Source organism: Mycobacterium sp. MAC_080597_8934 (assembly GCF_000523975.1).
Taxonomy (GTDB): Bacteria; Actinomycetota; Actinomycetes; order Mycobacteriales; family Mycobacteriaceae; genus Mycobacterium; species Mycobacterium avium.
Genome location: NZ_JAOS01000017.1, coordinates 1 through 17,088, shown reverse-complemented (window position 1 = coordinate 17,088; position 17,088 = coordinate 1). Strand labels below are relative to the sequence as shown.

Sequence of the window (17,088 nt, the reverse complement as noted above, 5' to 3'; positions counted from 1 at the left end):
ACAACGTGTCGTTGGATCCACGGTTGGCCCACCTGCCCAAACCCCGACACAGCCGCGCCTGCGCAGTCGCCGACGCAGCCATGCGTGTCCATTACCGCCACGCGCATCGCGCCTATACCCATCCCGACACCGGCGCGCCGGCCGGCACCGGGGCACTGCAGATCATGTTCTGCGACCGCGGCACCCCATCCAAAGACCCCGCCCAGTTCACCATCTATCAGGCGATCAAAGACGAACTCGTGGCGCGCGGCATGCCCGCAGCCGCGATCCGCTTCGTCCACGAGGCAAAAAATCTTCAAGAGATCAAAACGCTGTTCGCCCAGTGCATTAGGGGAGACGTCTCAGTGCTGATCGGTAGCACCGAGAAAATCGGCGCCGGGGTCAACGTGCAAGCCCGAGCCGCCGCCCTGCATCACGTCGACGTGCCATGGCGCCCGCGCGACCTTGAACAACGCGAAGGCCGCATTCAGCGCCAAGGCAACCAAAACCTCGACGGCATCGACATCTTCATCTACGTCACCGAAGGCTCCTACGACACCGTCATGTGGCAAAAAGTCCAAGCCAAAACGCTGTTCATCGAACAGATGCGCCGCAACGAGGTCCTCGATATCGAGATCGACGACCTTTCCGGCGGTGACATCGGGACCGCCGCCGCAGAAACCAAGGCCATCGCCACCGGCGACCCGCGCTACATACACCAAGTTGAACTCGACGACACCGTCAAACGCCTCACCGCCCTGCAGCGCGCACACAGTCAATCGGTGCGCAACCGCGACTGGCAAGTCAGTGTGCTCGAGCGCGCGATTCCCAACAAACAACGCGCCATCGACGAGCTCACTCCATTCGCCAGGGCAGCCGCCGCGCATGCCTCCGCCGGCGGGCCACCACGGCTGACCGTCGCAGACACCACCTACACCGAGCGCGTCCCCGCCTCCCACGCACTGGCTGCGGCCTGCCGGCGCGCCTACACCGCCGGCAAAGACCGCGGCGCCAGCCGCTTCGAACCCATCGGCGCCACCATCTACGGCATCGACATCCTGGCCGCCCGCGACCTCACCCACGACCAACTGCTACTACGACTAGCCGTGCCGTCGCGCACCGCAGAAATCTCCGGCCTTGAACTGTTATCCACCGGCGCAGGTCCAGGCTCCGACGTCAACGGCCCCAAACAACTCGGACTGCTGCGCCGCGTGGAAAACCTCTACACCGGCCTACCCGAACACCACGCACGACTGCAGCACGAACGCGACCGCGACCAGGCCGCCCTCGACGACTTTGTAACCAACCCCCCAGCACCGTTCGAACACGCCGACGAACTGGCCACAAAAGACGCAGAACTTAAAGCCCTCACCCTCGAGCTGCGCATGGCCGCCCAAAGCCCCGAAGCCAAAGCCAAAGCCGCCGCGGCCGAACAACGCATGGCCGCCCGCGGCCGCAAACCCGGATGGAGCCTGCTCCTGAACCCCACACCGGCCCTGGTCGAAGAACTCGGCTACCCCAGCGCCGATGCCCTACGCAAAATTGTCCGCGCCCGAGAACGCCTCGCCCTCGAACAACACGACCACCAGCAAGGCCTCGCCGGTCCCGAGCACGACTTCTGAATATCCAAACCGGAAGTTAGACACTACATTCGAACGGTCCCTTGTGTGGCGCTGAAGTTCCCCGTGCCCTTTCATCGCGGCATATTCGAGCCGTCGCCACCGCATGCCGACACATGGCGAAACCTCGCAGCCTTTGTCGCGCGGCACAGCCCCGCGGTTTACTGTGCGGCATGCCCGAATCCGGACCTTCGGCTCAAGCCCAACAAGACATCCGCGCCGCGCAAGCCTTGCCCGACAATCTCGCCCGCCGCGAGCACGTCCATGCCGTCCAGCAACGCGCGCGGGCCCTCCTTCTGGATGCCACGAGCACGCCCGAACAAAAGTCCGCCGTCCGGCTCGATATCAGACAAGCGCGCGCACTCACTAGCGACCTGTGCACGCCGCGCACCCCAGCACCCCTGACCTGGATCGCAGCCCCAGCATTGAATAAAGCTGCGACGCCGCTCGTACGCCAGCACGTGCATGCCGGAGACCGAATGAACGAGCAGTTGGCCGATCCGGTCGCCGACGCCCCGCACACCACATGAGCACGAAGTCGGAGACGGCGATAGAAGCCGCACTGGATCTGGGTAATACTGGCCAGTATGTCGTCACTCGATGGACTGGTGGCCGAGACAGGTCGCGTGCTCAGTGATGCTCGCCGGCTTTTCGGCGCGGCGCCCCTCGAAGCGTCGTTGCCTTCGGCGCAGCAGTTGATGGCGGGCCGAGCAGCTGTAGCGCCAGTGGGGCAGGCCGCAGCTGCCAATTGGCAAGGCGAGGCAGCGACGACCTACGCTGCGACCAACGCCGATCAGGTCCATGCGTTAGACCGCACGGTAGCCGCCGATGGCCAAGTCAATCCGGCGCTGACCCATGCCGGACAGGCCGCCGCGGCGGGAGCACGAAGCATGGACAACCTGATCGCTCAGACCCGCGCGGGGGTTAGCGCACTGGCCCCCAGCACACGTAGCGCCGCAGGGCAGCAGCAACTCGCCAGCTTTTTGCAGGGTCAGCTCAACCAGGCGAAGGGATTGCTGCAAAACTTCCAGCAGCGCAACGCTGAAATAGCCGGCACCATCCAAAGCGCTGACTACGGGCGCCTTTCCGGTAGCCACGGCAAGGAGTCACCACCTGCTGCGCCGCTGGATTCGCGCACGTGGAAGCCGGGTGATAAGCGGCATATGCCCTATGACGCCGGCCCGGGTGGGATGGGCCCGCCCAACTTTCCTGATTCGCCGCCGTGGGTTGATATATGGGACCGGTCAGGAGCAGACGACCCCGACAAAGTTCCGCACTACTTTGTCAGATCCGATGAAATCCCCGGCTACAAGGTGTATCCGCCCGGAGCCCTAGGGCCACCAACGGTCGTCGACGAACGCGGCAATCCAGACCCATATGTCCAGTTGGGCCCAAACACAGGCGTGTGGGTACCGCAGTCGGCCTTTCCGGGAGCGAAAATCTATCCGCCTGGCTCTAACCCACTGCCACCCTACGGATACGACGAATGGTTACCAGGGTCCGGGATTTATATGTGGCACAGCGATTTAACCCCCGAACCGTACAACCCTTCCGGTCCTCTGGGGCCACCAACCTATCCGCAGGAAGGCCACTAACTACTAACTAGAAGCCACACCCGGGGGACGGCCTGCCAACAACGGGCGGCGTACAGCCCCCATGGCCCGTCGCGATGCAGATCTACCCCAAGGCCGGCGATCAACCTTCGCGCGTCAAAGTTCTGGCGGGAATTTTGACCGTGACCGTCGCCTAGGCCGATAAGTTGCCCTAGCGTTGGTGGAAAGTGCAGCGCTCGAAGGGATTTAACATTGGAACCAAAGGGGTGCAGCGCCCGGATCGCTGATAGAGGTGTCAGGTTGGCCTCGCGGGCGATGCCACTTGTCGAAGGCGACCAGTTCGCATCGCGTCGAATAAAGTGGATCGCCGACGAGCTGGCCAGCTTGCGCGACGGTATCCCCGCTAAGCTAGCCGACGATCCGGGCATCACGCACGCAGTCGTGCAAGACGTCGACATGAAGATTGCGGAAATCCAGGACGTACTTACTGCCAGCCGCAAGGCCGCTTCTTCGGCGCCACCGGTCAGATGATCGGCGCCCGCCCGGGTTGCAATAGCGCCCCGTGCGCCAGGCTGATTCGTCACCGTGACAATTTGACCCTGCTCTTGTCCAGGCTGGTCCTGCTAGAGGTGCGTCGGCTTTCGCGCGCGTATGTCGGTGTTGGCGGCTACTGCTTGTGCAGCCGGGGATTCCACTGCGGGGAAGGGGCGTGCGGCGAGAAGTATCGAGGAGGCGCAACCCGTGATGGGCCCGCTGCGAACCCGAAAGTCATTGCCGCCGATGGATATGCGCGCGGTGCTCGATGCTACCGATGTAGAGCACGCGATCGTTGCCGGTGGAGCTTGCAGCTAAGATCGCCGATTGGCTCGCCGGCTACGCTCACAGTCGCGAGGCTCCCCGGCTTAAGGCACTCCTGTGTGCCGTATCTCCGGACTGATTGACGCAGGTGTGCGAAGTTGCAGGACGCATCTGGTGCGGCGTGTCTTGAAAGAAAACAAAAGTCGACAAGCCGTGTGGACATGCTGGCGTAGCCGGTTGGGTCTGCTGCACGAATAGGTGACATCTGAGTTGGCTTGCCCAGCATGGGCGGGCTGGAAGGATGTCCCCATGGCAAGGCCCTACCCCCGCGAGTTCCGCGACGACGTCGTCCGGGTCGCTCGCAACCGCGATGACGGTGTAACGATCGAGCAGATCGCCACCGATTTCGGAGTGCACCCGATGACGCTGCAGAAATGGCTCCGTCAGGCCGACATCGACGAAGGCACCAAGCCCGGCAAGAGCGCCAGCGAGTCCGGTGAGCTGCGCGAAGCCCGACGGCGGATCAAACTGCTAGAGCAAGAGAACGAGGTGCTGCGCCGGGCCGCAGCGTATTTATCGCAGGCCAATCTGCCGGGAAAAGGGTCTACCCGCTCGTGAAAGAGCTCGCCGCCGACGGGATCCCCGTCGCGGTGACGTGCCGGGTACTCAAGCTCTCCCGCCAACCGTATTACCGCTGGCTGGCCGACCCCATCACCGAGGCCGAACTCATCGAGGCCTACCGCGCCAATGCGCTGTTCGACGCGCACGCAGACGATCCGGAGTTCGGCTACCGCTACCTCGTGGAGGAGGCGCGCGATGCCGGCGAGCCGATGGCCGAGCGCACCGCATGGCGGATCTGCTCGCAGAATCGACTGTGGAGCGTGTTTGGTAAGAAACGCGGCAAGAACGGCAAAGTCGGGCCGCCGGTGCACGACGATCTTGTCGAGCGTGACTTCACCGCTGAAGGGCCAAATCAGTTGTGGCTCAGTGACATCGAGCGCCGTGAGGCGCTGTTCAACCGAACGGAGGTGAGAGACCACCGTCGCCGAGCCATCGCAGTGGCCCGGTAGAAGCTGGGGGCAGCCTGATCTAAAGAGACTTTGGTGAGGGTGGGAAGCAGCCCCGACAACGCCGGGACGGCCTGGTACTGCCAGACGGGTCGGGTCCGGCTAGCGAGACGGGAAGGTGTACGCGAGGAACCAGCGGCTGAACGCCTCTTAAGAGAAGACCACCAGCTCCAACCTGGCGGATGCGGGCTGGGCAGCGACGCGCACCCGCCCTGAGGGCGGGGAACTCGTGGGCCGGTTGATGTCGCCGGTTCGGGAGGTCACGGTGAAGGACTGCGGCGTAGCCGTGACGAGGTCGCAGGGGCATAGCTGGACACCTCACCCGTCAAACGGTTGACAGTGAACACGGGAACCACCGCGCCGGTCCCCGGTCAGATCCGGCAGCCAGCCGGGCTGGAGGGGTAGGCAGTCGTCGGCTGATGCCGGTGTGGTGGGGCGGAGGAGCCGTAGTAGTCCGAGGCCGGGAAAGCCGGTCGCATGGCAAAGGGCTCCAGCGGGTTCGCGGCGAGTACGCAGACTGTGGAGGTCACTTGTGAATACGAGTGCTTTGTGGCCCGACCCGGACACGGCCGAGCTGCGGGTACGCAGGATGCAACGCAAACTGCACCATTGGGCGGTTGATGAAAGCGACCGCTGTTTCGATGATTTGTACAACCTCGTTTATGACCCCGCATTCCTCACCCTCGCGTGGGAGCGGGTGCGGACGAACAAGGGTGCGCGCTCAGCCGGTGCCGATGGGACCGCACCGCGGTCTGTCGGTGCGGCAGAGGCGGTCGGACTGCTTCAGCGGCTCCGCGAGGAACTCAAGGAGCGGATATTCCGGCCGGATCCGGTGCGGGAGGTGATGATCCCGAAGGCGAACGGCAAGCTCCGCCGCCTGGGTATCGCGACCGTCGCCGACCGGGTCGTGCAAGCTTCGCTGAAGCTGGTGCTGGAGCCCATTTTCGAGGCGGACTTTCATCCGTGCGCATATGGGTTCCGGCCGGGCAGGCGAGCCCAGGACGCCATCGCTGAGATCCATCACCTCGCCAGCGGCTCACGGGCCTATCACTGGGTTTTCGAGGGAGACATCACGGCGTGCTTCGATGAAATCTCGCATTCGGCCCTTATGGGCCGGGTGCGGCGACGTGTCGGGGACAAACGCGTTCTGGCCCTGGTGAAGTCGTTCCTCAAAGCCGGGATTCTCTCGAAAGATCTCGGCTACCGGGACACCATCACCGGCACTCCGCAAGGCGGAATCCTCTCACCACTGCTCAGCAATGTCGCCCTGTCCGTTCTCGACGAGCACTTCGCCGCGAAGTGGAAGGCGCTCGGCCCGGAATGGACACGTGCCAAGCATCGACGCGCCGGAGTTCCGACCATGAAAATCGTCCGCTACGCAGACGATTTCTGTGTCATGGTCCACGGCACTCGCGCTGATGCCGAAGCGCTTTGGGACGAGATCGCAGCAGTGCTCGCGCCGATGGGCCTGCGCCTGTCGGTCGAGAAGAGCAGGATCTGCCACGTCGACGAGGGGTTCGAGTTCCTCGGCTTCCGCATCCAACGGCAGATCAAAAGGGGCACGACCAAGCACTACGTCTACACCTGGCCGTCGAAGAAGGCACTTATGTCCATCACCGACAAAGTCAGGAATCTGACGCGGCGACACAAACATCGAACGCTCGCTGATCTGCTGCGCCAACTCAACCCCGTCCTGCGGGGATGGTGCAATTACTTCCAGCACGGGGTGTCCAAACGCACCTTCGACTACCTCGACCACTTCACATGGTGGCGGGTGGTGACTTGGATGCGCAAACGGCACCACGGGCTGGCGTGGGGCGTCTTCCATCGACGGTTCCTGCCCAATTGGCAAATCCGCGAAGGCAAGACGGCGATGTTTCGGCCGCAGAAGGTAGAGGTCACCCGATACCGCTACCGGGGCACGAAAATCATCACCCCTTGGACAGCGAGGCCGACGGACATCACTGCACCAGTGGCCTGAATCCGTGGAGAGCCCGTTGCGGAGAAATTCGCTCGGCGGGTTCGGAGGGCGGGCCGGGGAAACGGATCGGTAGAAATGCCGACACCGCGCCCCGGTCCGACCCCTACACTGAGCACCGCACCGGTGAGGGCAAGCTCTACCTCTGTGCGATTAAGGACGTGTTCTCCAACCGGATCGTCGGCTACAGCATCGACTCCCGAATGAAGTCACAACTGGCCATCCGGGCACTACACAGCGCGGTAGCCCGACGCGGAGATGTCGCGGGGTGCATTCTGCACTCGGATCGCGGATCTCAGTTCCGGTCAAGGAAATTCGTACACGCCTTGAATCAACACGAGATGGTCGGCTCTATGGGCCGTGTCGGAGCCGCCGGCGACAACGCCGCCATCGAGAGCTTCTTTAGCCTGCTGCAGAAGAACGTGCTCGACCGCCGCCGCTGGGACACCCGAGAACAACTCCGCATCGCGATCGTCACCTGGATCGAGCGCACCTACCACCGGCGCCGCCGCCAGTCCGGCCTCGGGCGGTTGACCCCGATCGAATTCGAAGCAATCATGACCACACCGGCCAGTCAGGCCGCGTGACCGAAACTGTCACCTGATCGTGCAGCAGACCCGTTTTTGGTGAATGTGGCGTTGTTGGTAGCGGCTAAAGCGACTCGGGACTTATCGTCCCGAACATGACGGGCTGGACCGATGTAGCGCTGTCCCAGGTGCTCGGCGGAGTATCCGAGGTATTGGGGTCACCCTTCCCTCAAAGCCCGGCGCCCGGCGGCCCGATGCCACTAGACCCGGCCCCAACGGCTCCGGTCACCTCACGCGATCAGCTCACCAAGCTCGACCGAGCCAAGCTCACTTACATGGGCATTAACCCGGATACGGCTCCGATGCCCGAAATCAACCAGGCGCTGGGCCGCGACCAACCCGCAGCGCCTCCGCCCCCGCCGCCCCCGCCGGAGTCGCCGGCGCCGACCTCCCCGGCGGGCACGCCACCGCCACCGGGACTGAGCGGGGCAGGGGCAGAAGCAGCCAAACGGCTCGACGAGGCACTGGCCAAAAATCATTCGGCGCTCAATGACGCTGACGACAAACTGGCCGACGCTCTGCTTAAAGCGTCGAGCTCTAGCGCTGATGGTCGTCAGCGGCTCCAAGCTTTGCAGCAAGACATCATCGACCAGGTCAACAAGCTGGGGTCATCGCTGGATACTGCGACCGGCCAACAGCAGCTGGCAGAGTTCTTGCAGGGAAAAACCGACGACATCCTCAACGTCCTGAAAAACGCTGGGCTGGACTCAGATTCACAAGCGCGGGTGTTGGATGGTCTCTCGGCGCGCTATCAGGCGTTGCAAGACAAGAAACCCGGCGATGACCCGCACACCAAGGGTTCGAGCGGCGACGGCACTGGCAGCGGCAACCCGGACTCAACCGGCACTACACCGGGTGGTGGTGCCGATTCTCCGGCCGGGACCGGTGACGGCACTGGCAGTGGCAATGACCCGCTACTGGACGGGCTGGCCTCAGATCCGTTGATGTCGCGGTTGGGCATGATGGGCGGGCCTGCGATGGGCGCTCTTGGCTCGCTGCCAGGTGCGCTCGGTTCAGCGATTCCCTCGCTCGGCGGAGGCGGTGGCGGCGGGCTGGGGGATTTGGGTTCGGCGATCGGTGGGGCGCTACGCGATGGCGGCCACGATCCGGACCAGGCCTCTGATGAGCACGTCGATTCGTTGAAAGACCCGTCCGGATCGCACACCGGTGACGACAAACCGCGAGATGGCACCCAGCCGGCCGGACTGCACGACCCAGGGGACAAAGCAGACAAAGGGGACAAGGCGGGGACAGAAAACGCTGGCAGCGGATCCACCCCGCCGCCGTCAGCGCCGGCAGCGCCAGGTCAGACGCCAACACCGTCGACTCAGGTCCAGCTGCCCGACCAATCGGTGCGAACCGCGGCCAATGGCGCACTCGCGCAGGCCGGACGCGCGGTGCTCTCCGGTGACAGCATCGACGACGCGTTTGCAGGGGCCAATCTTCAGTTGCCGCCGCTGGGTTCGCCGGTGAGTTCACCCATGGCACCCTCGCGGCTGCAATTCGGCGATGTGGGCCAATACACCGATCATCGGGTCATGGCTCTAGACAAAGACCATGTTTGGCTCAATGGCCAGGTCACGCCGATTGACCAGCTCGACACTGGCCCGAATTTCTTGGGGTGGACACGCGTGTCGGCCCCAACAGCGACAACGGTGACTTCGGCGGCCGTCGCCCCGGCACCGGCCGTGGCGCCCGCACCGGCGCCGCCGACCACTTAAGCGAACTTTTACTGCAACGTGAGGGAGTACCGTAATGACCGTGAATGAGCAGGCCTTGCAGGTCAACACCGATGACCTGATCCGATGGGCGATCGCCCACGAACGCGCCGCCGAGGCGTGCGGGCAGGCCCGTGCTGACCATGCCCGCACCGTGGCTGCGGCCGAATCGTGGGGACCGCTGTTTTACGAGGCGCGTCGTGCTGCAGTGGCCGCGGTCAACGACCGCGAGACCGCATTGCGCGACCAACAAGAGCGGCACGGGGCCATGGCGCAGCAGCTTCGCGCCGCCGCGGCGCGCATGGCGGAGATGAACGCTGACAACCGTGCCAATTTGACGATTTCCACGGATTAGCAACATGTCTGAAGCGCCGTCGACCGACTACGACACCGTGGTGTTCGAGGTCGCAAGCCGCGATGAGTCGATCGTGGTGGCGGTGGGCCGCAGCGGCAACTCGTTAGGCGTGGAGCTTCAGGCGGCGGCGATGCAGCTCAGCGACGCCGAACTGGCTAACCGCATCATCAAATTGAACACGCTGGCTCATTTACGCTCGCAGTTGGCGCTGCGTCAGGAGTGGGAGGCTCAACACGTGACCGTGTCCAGTGCGTTGCCCACCAAGGATCAGGTTGCCAGCTATGAGGCCCTGATCGATTTCTGAGAGAACTCGTCGCAACGTCAGCTAGAACACGGAGGGAGGACCGCAGTGCTGCAGGTCGATGTTGCCGGACTGCAGAGTGCGGTCGCGGGGCTGGTCGCCGCCGCTAACAGCCTTGCCAGGCTCGGCGCGCAGTCGCCGGTGCACCCTCCGCTGGCCACCGATGAGACATCAACGAGCGTGGCTGCCCGCCTCAGTGAGCACGCGGCGGTGATGGCATCGCGAGCTGCTGACGGGTCGACGGTCCTTGCGGCCGGCGCCAAGGCGATAACCCAGTCAGCAGTCGCGTATGGGCAGATGGACCAGGCCAATCAAGCGGTGGTGAGCTTGCAAGGTAACCCTGCACCCTCCACGCCGGGCTTCACCCCGGCGGTGACGGTGAATCTTGTTGCGCCTGATGTGCCGATCGCCCCGCCGGGACCCCGCCCAGCCGAAACGACGGCGGCGATCATGGAAGCCGGTCAGCCCGCTGCCGGGGATGCGTTTGTGGCCGACTGTGCGGCACTGTCAGAAGGATTTAGCGCTGCCGCGCGATCGGCCCGCCGCGGGGCGGCCACGGTCAGTGAACATCTCAAAGGGGAAGCAGGACCGCGTATTTCGGCGGCGTTGAATCGTTACGCGGACTGGGCGCAGGAGATGGCCCGCCATGCCGACACCGTTGGAAAGCTCGCCGGCAGCCACAAGAACAGATTTACACAAGCCAAGCAGGCGACTCCGACGACCACGGAGTTCGCTAACCGTCACCGCGAGCTCCACAACGCGATCGCACTCAACAGCTCTTATCCCAGTCCGGGATCGGCGGCCGCGGTGTCTAAGGCACACACGAATTTGACCCAGTTAACGAACCACACCCAGGTTGTGGCCGCTGGCTACCACACCGGCGAGACGATACCGGAGGCTCCGCCGGGGCCACCGCCAGCCCCAGCAATCGTGGAACCTGGTGCCGGACAAGGGGACACCCCGCCGTCTCCAACTCAGCAGGGAGCGGATCCAAAACCGACACGCGATCACCCGGGCACCACCCACGCCGGCGACGTCGACCCCGACACCGACCCCGCCGGCCTCGACGAGAGTCTCAATGCAGGCGATGGTGATCCCGCCGCTAACCCGCTAGCGCCTGCGGGAACGGGTGCGATGCCGGGAATGGCCTCATCTTTGCCGCCGATGTTGACCGGCCTGCTGGGCGCCGGGGTCGGGATGGCCACCCAGATACCGCAGAAATTAGGCCAAGAGCTGCAGGGATTGGCCCAGCAAGCCACCCAGAGCGTTGCAGGTTTGGCACAAGGAATGGCAGGCAAGAACGGGCTGGACGACGCGGCCAAAATTGAGCCAGCAGACTCCCTGGGCAGCGGTGCCGGCGGAGGCGGTGGTGACGACGGCGCTACCGCCCCGGCGGCCAGCGGCGGCGCAGATCTCAAGCCGGCGGCTTCAGCGATCTCCGGAATGAGTTCCCCCACCTCGCCCCCGTTGGCGGGGGCCAGCGCCACCCCGAGTCCCACCGCTGCCGCCGCTGAGAGCGGTATGGGCGGCTCCCCAATGTTCATGCCCCCGATGGGGGGCATGGGCGCTGGCGCCGGGGCGGCCAAGCGCAAGGTAAAGGACCCGGACAAGTCGATCGAGATGCCATCGCGCCCTAATTCCGAGCCGATCAAAGGCGAACGGGGAGACCCAATTCGGCACACGGCCACCGTTGACGCCGCTGCCTACCCCAAAGACGGGCCGAAGCGCACGGTGACCGTTCGGTCACGCAGCCGACGCGTCGACCGCGACCCGGGCAGCGGTGATGACCAGTGAGCGTGAATGGGTGCGTCGGCTATCAGTCCGATCAGAATCTGGTCGCTGAAGTGATGGCCCAGCTCGATTCGGTGTCGATGGCCCTGCCCGACCTGCAGGATGAAATTGCGTCCGACGACGATGGTGAGGCCCCGTGACGGTGTACGAGTATGACGGCTACCAGGCGGATAAGAATTTAACCGCCAGTGTCATAGCGCGCATGGAACGGGTGTCGACGATGCTTTCCAAGCTGCTCGAGGAGATGGATGGCATCGACCTGGAAGCCATCGGCGGCGATGGCGACGTCGTGTTGTCGGTGAACTCCCAAGGACAACTCACCTCGCTGTCGCTGGCGCAGGGCTGCACCACCCGCTACTCACACGGGGCTTTGGCCGAGCTGATCAACACCACGATCGACGAGGCAGTCAACGCCGCGGCCGAGGAAACAGCGAGCGTGGGAGGCGGCCAAGACCAGGAAGCGCTCGACGCTGCTGTGCAAGCGTTCATCAATCCCGAAAGTGAGATCTGGACTGCCACCTGAGCACCGGTTTCGTCTTGGATTCGCGTCCAACGGTAGCCCGATGTCGCCGCAGGACAGTACGCTGATTGCATGAATCCGCAGGCAGTTGGGCAGCCGAGCTACCCCGCTGCGACCGGCGGCCCGCCCACCTCCACGAGTACGGTCGGTGTGCCGACCGGTGCCGCGGTGTTGCCACCACCGCCCAGCTACGTGCCACCCCCACAAGCTCCTGCACCGCCACCGGTGTACCGCAGACGCGGGCCGGGCTGGCTGGCGGTATGGGTAATGCTGGCGCTCGCGCTGCTACTGGCGTTAAGCGCAACGGTGATGAGTGCGATGAAGTTGACCGCATCAAACCCGGCCGCGACAACCACCACGGTGATGGCGCCACCCCCACCGCCGGTGAGCTACAGCCCGGAGCAAGTGGCGGCGGCCAAGAAGGAAGCCTGCGACGCCAGCGATACGGCGGACAAATCGATAATTGCTGCTCAAAAGAACTTCTTCGACGCTGCGCGAGACCGGCAATCGCCTCAATACCATCCTGCACTGGGCAACTTCCAGCTTGTGGTGATACTGGAGACGCAGTACATCCAACAGCATCTTCCGCCGGCTACCCCGAAGAACGTGCTAGACGCGACCAATGAATATGTCACCGCAGTAATTCGGTTGGTCGACGCCAATACCCGCGAGCTGTCCGACCACGATGCCCAGCCGTTCGTGTTAGCGCTTAGAAGTGCGGGAGATCGACTCGACAAGGTGTGTGAGTGATGCGAACCGATGACATTCTGCAGGTCATTCCCGCTGCGGCGGAGTCGGCGAACATGCTGACCGGTTCGGCAACGGTCGAGTTTGCTACGACCGTGCCCGAGCACGCGGCCCATGGCGCGGCGGCCACGGCAGCCGGGGGGGCTCACGCGGCTTCAATGTGGGCGCCGAGCGTGGCAGCAAGCGCAGGTGTGAACCAGCAAGTCGCGGGAGCCGGTGCCGCGCTGGCGCCACGCGGTGGAAAGGTGGCTCAACGCAACGATCAATCGTTGACCGCAGACCTTCAGACCGACAACCAGAACGCTCAGGACCTGACACCGGTGGTGAGCATATGACCGCCACCCTGCACTCGCCCCAAGCGGGGACACCGCTCCCACCCGCTTTCCCGCCACGTCAGCTTCCGCCACCGGCGGGGCCCGGCCGCGGGGCGGTGGGGGGCACGGCGGCGGCGCTAGTCGTTGCGGTCGGAGCCGCCGTCCTTGCCGCAGTAGCGTGGATGACGCCATCCAAAGTTCCCGTCAGTACGGTGGTTGCGCCGTGGTCACCACCTGCCCCGAGTTCCGACCAGGTGGCAGCCGCACGCACAAAGGCATGCCAAGTGTGGGGGATTACCGCGACAGCAATGGACGCGGCCACGAACGCGGTGGCCCACGCTCCAGCCGACTGGAATGACCCTGGCACCCAAGAGGCCTTGGCCAACGAGGCGCGGGTAATCCTGGTGGAAAGCGCATACCTGCGCCGTGAACTGCCCGCCGATACACCGGCAACGATCCGCTCAGGGATCGACGACTACCTTGCGGCCAGCTCGGACATGGAAAACGCCACCACGCATCGCAAGGGCAGCTTGCGAAACGCCGCGATCGGTCGTGCAAACACCGCAGAAGACAAGGTAAACGCCGCTTGCCGGTAGTGTGAGGAAGAGGGAGCCGTGGCGGATGTGCCCGCAACCAGTATCGCTGGGAACATCATCATCACCCCGGATATGGTGCCGCCAGCAGCAGAGCCGTTGGAGACCCAAGCGGCGCACTACGCGGCGTTGGCGGAGAAAGTCGGTGAGCTGCAGCAGCAGCTCAAAGCCGCCAATGCGATGCGCGAAGAGGCCGCACAATCGCCCGGTTGGGAAGCTGGGCACGAAAAGAATCGCCAATTGGCCGCAGACTACGGCCGGATGGTCGAGATATACAACGCGGCGGCAGATTATTTCAACGGAGTCGCTGGCGTTTACCGCGACGCGCAAACCGCCCAACGGAACGTCTTGATGAAAGCCAATGCTGAACTGTCGCAGGCCAAGAACGCGATACAACAGCAGGAGATCGCGGCGCGCTGGCACACGCACGCCCGAGCCCTGACGACCAGCGCGGTAGGAGCCGCTACAGCCAAGGCCGGAGTTTTCGAGCACACTGCAGGCACCGATATCACGGCTCTTACCTCACGCCTAGGCGGTCCGGCACCTCAAGACCCCGTCTTGCCCCATAGCGGCGGAGGCGGAATAGCCGTACCCACAGGCAAAGAGGGCTCCGGACTAGGTGATGACAACGGCGACCCCGCGAACCCCAACGGCACTGGCAATCCGCAGGGAATAGGTAATGGGCACACGCCGCGCCACAGTGGTGCAGCGAAGGGCGAGGACGGCGAGCCGGCGACGACGGGACCAGGATCCACTCCTGCGGTGATGGGGAGCCCTTATCCGGGTGCCGGGCAGATGCCGATGCCGGGTGGTGGTGGCAGCGGGATTCAGTCTGTTGGTTTCCCGCCGGGGTTGACGTCGATGACGGGGGGACTTGGATCGATGCCCGGTGGGGGTGGCATGGGAGGCCTGGGCTCTGGTGGGGGCTTGGGCGGGCTGCCCGGCGGTATGGGGCAGCTGCCCGGTACTCAGGCTGCCGGGCTGGGGAACCTGCCCGCTAATGCCGCACCAGCAGCCGGGGCACCGGCACAGTTGGGACCGGCGTTCTCCCAAGGACTTTCAGCCGGATCGGCGTTGGGGTCGCTGCCGCCTGCGACCGGCACTGGAACGCCGGCCGCAGGGCAAGCAGCCGCAACTCCAGCGGCAGGGCTGACTTCGGGTGCGGGCGTTCCTTCGGCCGGGTTGACAGGAGCAGGTGCGACCCCTCCGGCAGTCAGCCCCGCAGCGCCGGGGCTTGCCACGTCTGGCGGGCCGACGAGTGCTGCACCGGCGGCGATGATGCTTCCGCCCCCGGGTATGGGCGCTCCCGCGGCCCCCGTAGCTGCGGGTGGCGCAAGTGCTGCAGCCCCCGTCGCCCCTGCTGGCAACACGGCCACACCGGGTGGCTCCGCGCCGACAACCGGGCCGGCAGCTGGATCGACGGTCGGATCGGGTGGGGCGGTGGTTGTGCCGGCAAGTGTTGTCAGCGCCGGAGCTGGCGCCCGCAACCGTGGACGACCGGAGTCAGCCGAACTGGCAACCGCAAAAGTGTTGGCGCGCAAGCTCCGTCGTGACAGCGACATTGTTAATTACGCGTGCATTGAGTGGGCCGTGGGCGTATTTCGCCGCGAGGCTGGCGGGGCCACCGAGTGCGTGGTGATGTCCAACGAAGGCTTTGGTTACATTCCGCGGGGAGTGTTCTTGCCACGTACTGCCCGTCTGTTGACGGCAGATAAGTTGGTAGACAACCAATTTCGGGAAGGCTGGTTCGGGTCATCCGATCCTGCCGAGGTGCTAGCCGAATATGCACGGCTGCGCGGCCGCGGCGGAACGCATCTGGTTGCCATGGCAGTAACCGCGGACAGCCCCTACGGTCGGGTGCCAGGGGTCGAATACGCGGTTTGTCAACGCGAATTCGATGACGGTGCTTACATCCGCCCGATTCTCGACGATATGCATATGCATCGTCTCGAAGCGTTGCACCCGGAGGTGTATGCCCGGGTTCAGCAGACGACCTCCACTGAACCTGAGACGCGCATGGTTGAAAATCAGGTCGTTGTGCCGCTGGCTGTGCAGATGATCGAAGCTGTGAAGATGTCGGGGGAGATGACGCTCGATCTGCGGCAGATGTGGGATGTGCTGGGCACCGGCGACCACATCTCGGAGGAGGTATGGAACCAGTACCGGATCGCCTCAACCGTGTACTACGTGAACCTCAGCGCGAACCGGCCTCGGCCGGAGGCCTCCACAGGAGATCGCGAGCGTTATCAGGCGCAGTGGGTCACCGCACGCACGATGGAGTTGCTGCAGGGTTGGGAGCGGCGACCGGTCGACGTAGCGGATATGGTCTACGCTGCGGCGACGGCCTACCCATGGAGATTTTGGCACCAAATTTGAATTGTTATGGCGCGTGGTCGAATCCGAGCTCGGCTGCGGCGTAGCGTGAGGTGCCGCGGCGTGCGACGTGGGATGCAGTGATCAGGATTGACCGCCGAGCGCTGGCGAAAACCGTTATAGGAGCACGCCTTATAAGTACGTGGTAGCTGGGCCTCGATTTGGCGATCGAGGTGATGGCCGGATCGTTGGAGGAGAGACGCCGAGTCGTCACAGTGACGAAATAAGCGGTATTCGCTGGAAGCACCCATCCATCCACCGCCGCGGCCACGCGCGCAGGGTTGCCCGAGAAATTGGTGTCTGTTCTCACGCAATCTCGGGGACATTCTTATCGGATTGGGGGCAAGTTGCGATCGGGGATAGTACGTTGAGGGTCAGGAAATGAGCGCGGTGACGGCGGTCGTGGTCGTGTCAGCGAGCGCGATGCCGCCGATATTGCCGATGGGTTGGTCGAGGGCCGCGACAGGAAGCCACTGGATGAGCTCCGGTAAGACAACCCCTTTGGGTTGCAGCACTGTGACGATCATAGCCATTGTGCTGCTGGGGATTTCACCGGGAATGAAGGGGCAGATGATCACCTGGCCGGTGGCGGCTGCGAGGTGAATCGTGTTAGATAGTACGACAACGTACAGTTCCTGGTTGGTGTCGCGGCCTGGCGTGATGTCTCCGGGTGTGATCACAGGCCAGCGGCCCGGTTCGCCTGATAGACCTTCTCCGCGTAGGCGTCGATGTCGAGCGTTGGCACAGTGTGTGTTGTGTAGTTCTCGAGCGAGATTCGGAGATGCTCGTTGTGCA

General features: G+C 64.2%; 18 protein-coding genes and 2 pseudogenes. 18 read left to right on the top strand and 2 right to left on the bottom strand.

From position 1 onward, the window contains the following. Window positions 1–23 precede the first annotated feature (23 nt). From NF20_RS08700 to NF20_RS27140, 18 genes and pseudogenes are all read left to right on the top strand, one after another. Entirely contained in the window at window positions 24–1,601 is a 1,578-nt protein-coding gene (locus NF20_RS08700; RefSeq protein ID WP_255343451.1) for a hypothetical protein, read from the top strand. 170 nt (window positions 1,602–1,771) lie between these two features. Continuing rightward, a complete protein-coding gene (locus NF20_RS27165; protein ID WP_132160395.1) occupies window positions 1,772–2,128 on the top strand; it encodes a hypothetical protein in 357 nt (118 codons plus the stop codon). A 57-nt stretch (window positions 2,129–2,185) separates the two neighbouring features. Then, window positions 2,186–3,193 (top strand): DUF4226 domain-containing protein, encoded by a 1,008-nt coding sequence (locus NF20_RS26165; protein ID WP_007172130.1) that lies wholly within the window; start codon window positions 2,186–2,188, stop codon window positions 3,191–3,193. 273 nt (window positions 3,194–3,466) lie between these two features. Beyond that, on the top strand, window positions 3,467–3,682 hold the full coding sequence (locus NF20_RS08690) for a hypothetical protein (protein ID WP_007172131.1): 216 nt from the start codon (window positions 3,467–3,469) through the stop codon (window positions 3,680–3,682). Window positions 3,683–4,258: 576 nt separating this feature from the next. Continuing rightward, a complete protein-coding gene (locus NF20_RS27860) occupies window positions 4,259–4,567 on the top strand; it encodes an IS3 family transposase (RefSeq protein ID WP_033712903.1) in 309 nt (102 codons plus the stop codon). Further along, window positions 4,564–5,019 (top strand): transposase, encoded by a 456-nt coding sequence (locus NF20_RS27625; protein ID WP_033712904.1) that lies wholly within the window; start codon window positions 4,564–4,566, stop codon window positions 5,017–5,019. Before NF20_RS27860 ends, NF20_RS27625 begins: the two co-directional genes overlap by 4 nt. 529 nt (window positions 5,020–5,548) lie before the next feature. Further along, complete coding sequence (gene ltrA, locus NF20_RS08675) at window positions 5,549–6,997, top strand: group II intron reverse transcriptase/maturase (protein WP_007168383.1); 1,449 nt, start codon at window positions 5,549–5,551, stop codon at window positions 6,995–6,997. Between the two features lie 107 nt (window positions 6,998–7,104). Further along, window positions 7,105–7,581 (top strand): annotated as a pseudogene (locus NF20_RS08670) (IS3 family transposase); the annotation flags it as partial. Window positions 7,582–7,676: 95 nt separating this feature from the next. Beyond that, window positions 7,677–9,302: a DUF4226 domain-containing protein gene (locus NF20_RS26160; RefSeq protein ID WP_047324037.1), complete on the top strand. Its 1,626-nt coding sequence runs from the start codon at window positions 7,677–7,679 to the stop codon at window positions 9,300–9,302. Window positions 9,303–9,336: 34 nt separating this feature from the next. Beyond that, a complete protein-coding gene (locus tag NF20_RS08665) occupies window positions 9,337–9,654 on the top strand; it encodes a type VII secretion target (protein ID WP_007172134.1) in 318 nt (105 codons plus the stop codon). Window positions 9,655–9,658: 4 nt separating this feature from the next. Continuing rightward, entirely contained in the window at window positions 9,659–9,958 is a 300-nt protein-coding gene (locus NF20_RS08660) for a DUF2694 family protein (protein WP_007172135.1), read from the top strand. A gap of 45 nt (window positions 9,959–10,003) precedes the next feature. Further along, window positions 10,004–11,749, top strand: coding sequence for a PPE domain-containing protein (locus NF20_RS08655; RefSeq protein WP_007172136.1), 1,746 nt, complete (start codon window positions 10,004–10,006; stop codon window positions 11,747–11,749). Next, entirely contained in the window at window positions 11,746–11,886 is a 141-nt protein-coding gene (locus tag NF20_RS27150) for a hypothetical protein (protein WP_007172137.1), read from the top strand. Before NF20_RS08655 ends, NF20_RS27150 begins: the two co-directional genes overlap by 4 nt. Beyond that, window positions 11,883–12,269, top strand: a complete 387-nt coding sequence (locus NF20_RS08650) for a YbaB/EbfC family nucleoid-associated protein (RefSeq protein ID WP_007172138.1) — start codon at window positions 11,883–11,885, stop codon at window positions 12,267–12,269. Before NF20_RS27150 ends, NF20_RS08650 begins: the two co-directional genes overlap by 4 nt. A 69-nt stretch (window positions 12,270–12,338) precedes the next feature. Continuing rightward, window positions 12,339–13,016, top strand: coding sequence for a hypothetical protein (locus NF20_RS08645; RefSeq protein WP_101930854.1), 678 nt, complete (start codon window positions 12,339–12,341; stop codon window positions 13,014–13,016). Further along, window positions 13,016–13,348: a hypothetical protein gene (locus tag NF20_RS08640; RefSeq protein ID WP_033717256.1), complete on the top strand. Its 333-nt coding sequence runs from the start codon at window positions 13,016–13,018 to the stop codon at window positions 13,346–13,348. The genes NF20_RS08645 and NF20_RS08640 overlap by 1 nt, the downstream gene beginning before the upstream one ends. 287 nt (window positions 13,349–13,635) lie before the next feature. After that, the gene (locus NF20_RS27145; RefSeq protein ID WP_007172141.1) at window positions 13,636–13,923 is read left to right on the top strand and encodes a hypothetical protein; all 288 of its coding nucleotides are present in this window, start codon (window positions 13,636–13,638) and stop codon (window positions 13,921–13,923) included. A 1,437-nt stretch (window positions 13,924–15,360) separates the two neighbouring features. Beyond that, on the top strand, window positions 15,361–16,296 hold the full coding sequence (locus NF20_RS27140) for a hypothetical protein (protein WP_109413176.1): 936 nt from the start codon (window positions 15,361–15,363) through the stop codon (window positions 16,294–16,296). Window positions 16,297–16,667: 371 nt separating this feature from the next. Here the strand turns inward: NF20_RS27140 and NF20_RS08630 are convergent, their stop codons facing one another. Together NF20_RS08630 and NF20_RS08625 are read right to left on the bottom strand one after the other, a co-directional pair. Beyond that, window positions 16,668–16,973 carry a hypothetical protein gene (locus tag NF20_RS08630; RefSeq protein WP_007172144.1) on the bottom strand — a complete coding sequence of 102 codons (306 nt, stop codon included), beginning with the start codon at window positions 16,971–16,973 and terminating at the stop codon, window positions 16,668–16,670. Continuing rightward, window positions 16,970–17,088, bottom strand: a pseudogene (locus tag NF20_RS08625) (antitoxin); the annotation flags it as partial. The pseudogene NF20_RS08625 and the gene NF20_RS08630, both read right to left, overlap by 4 nt.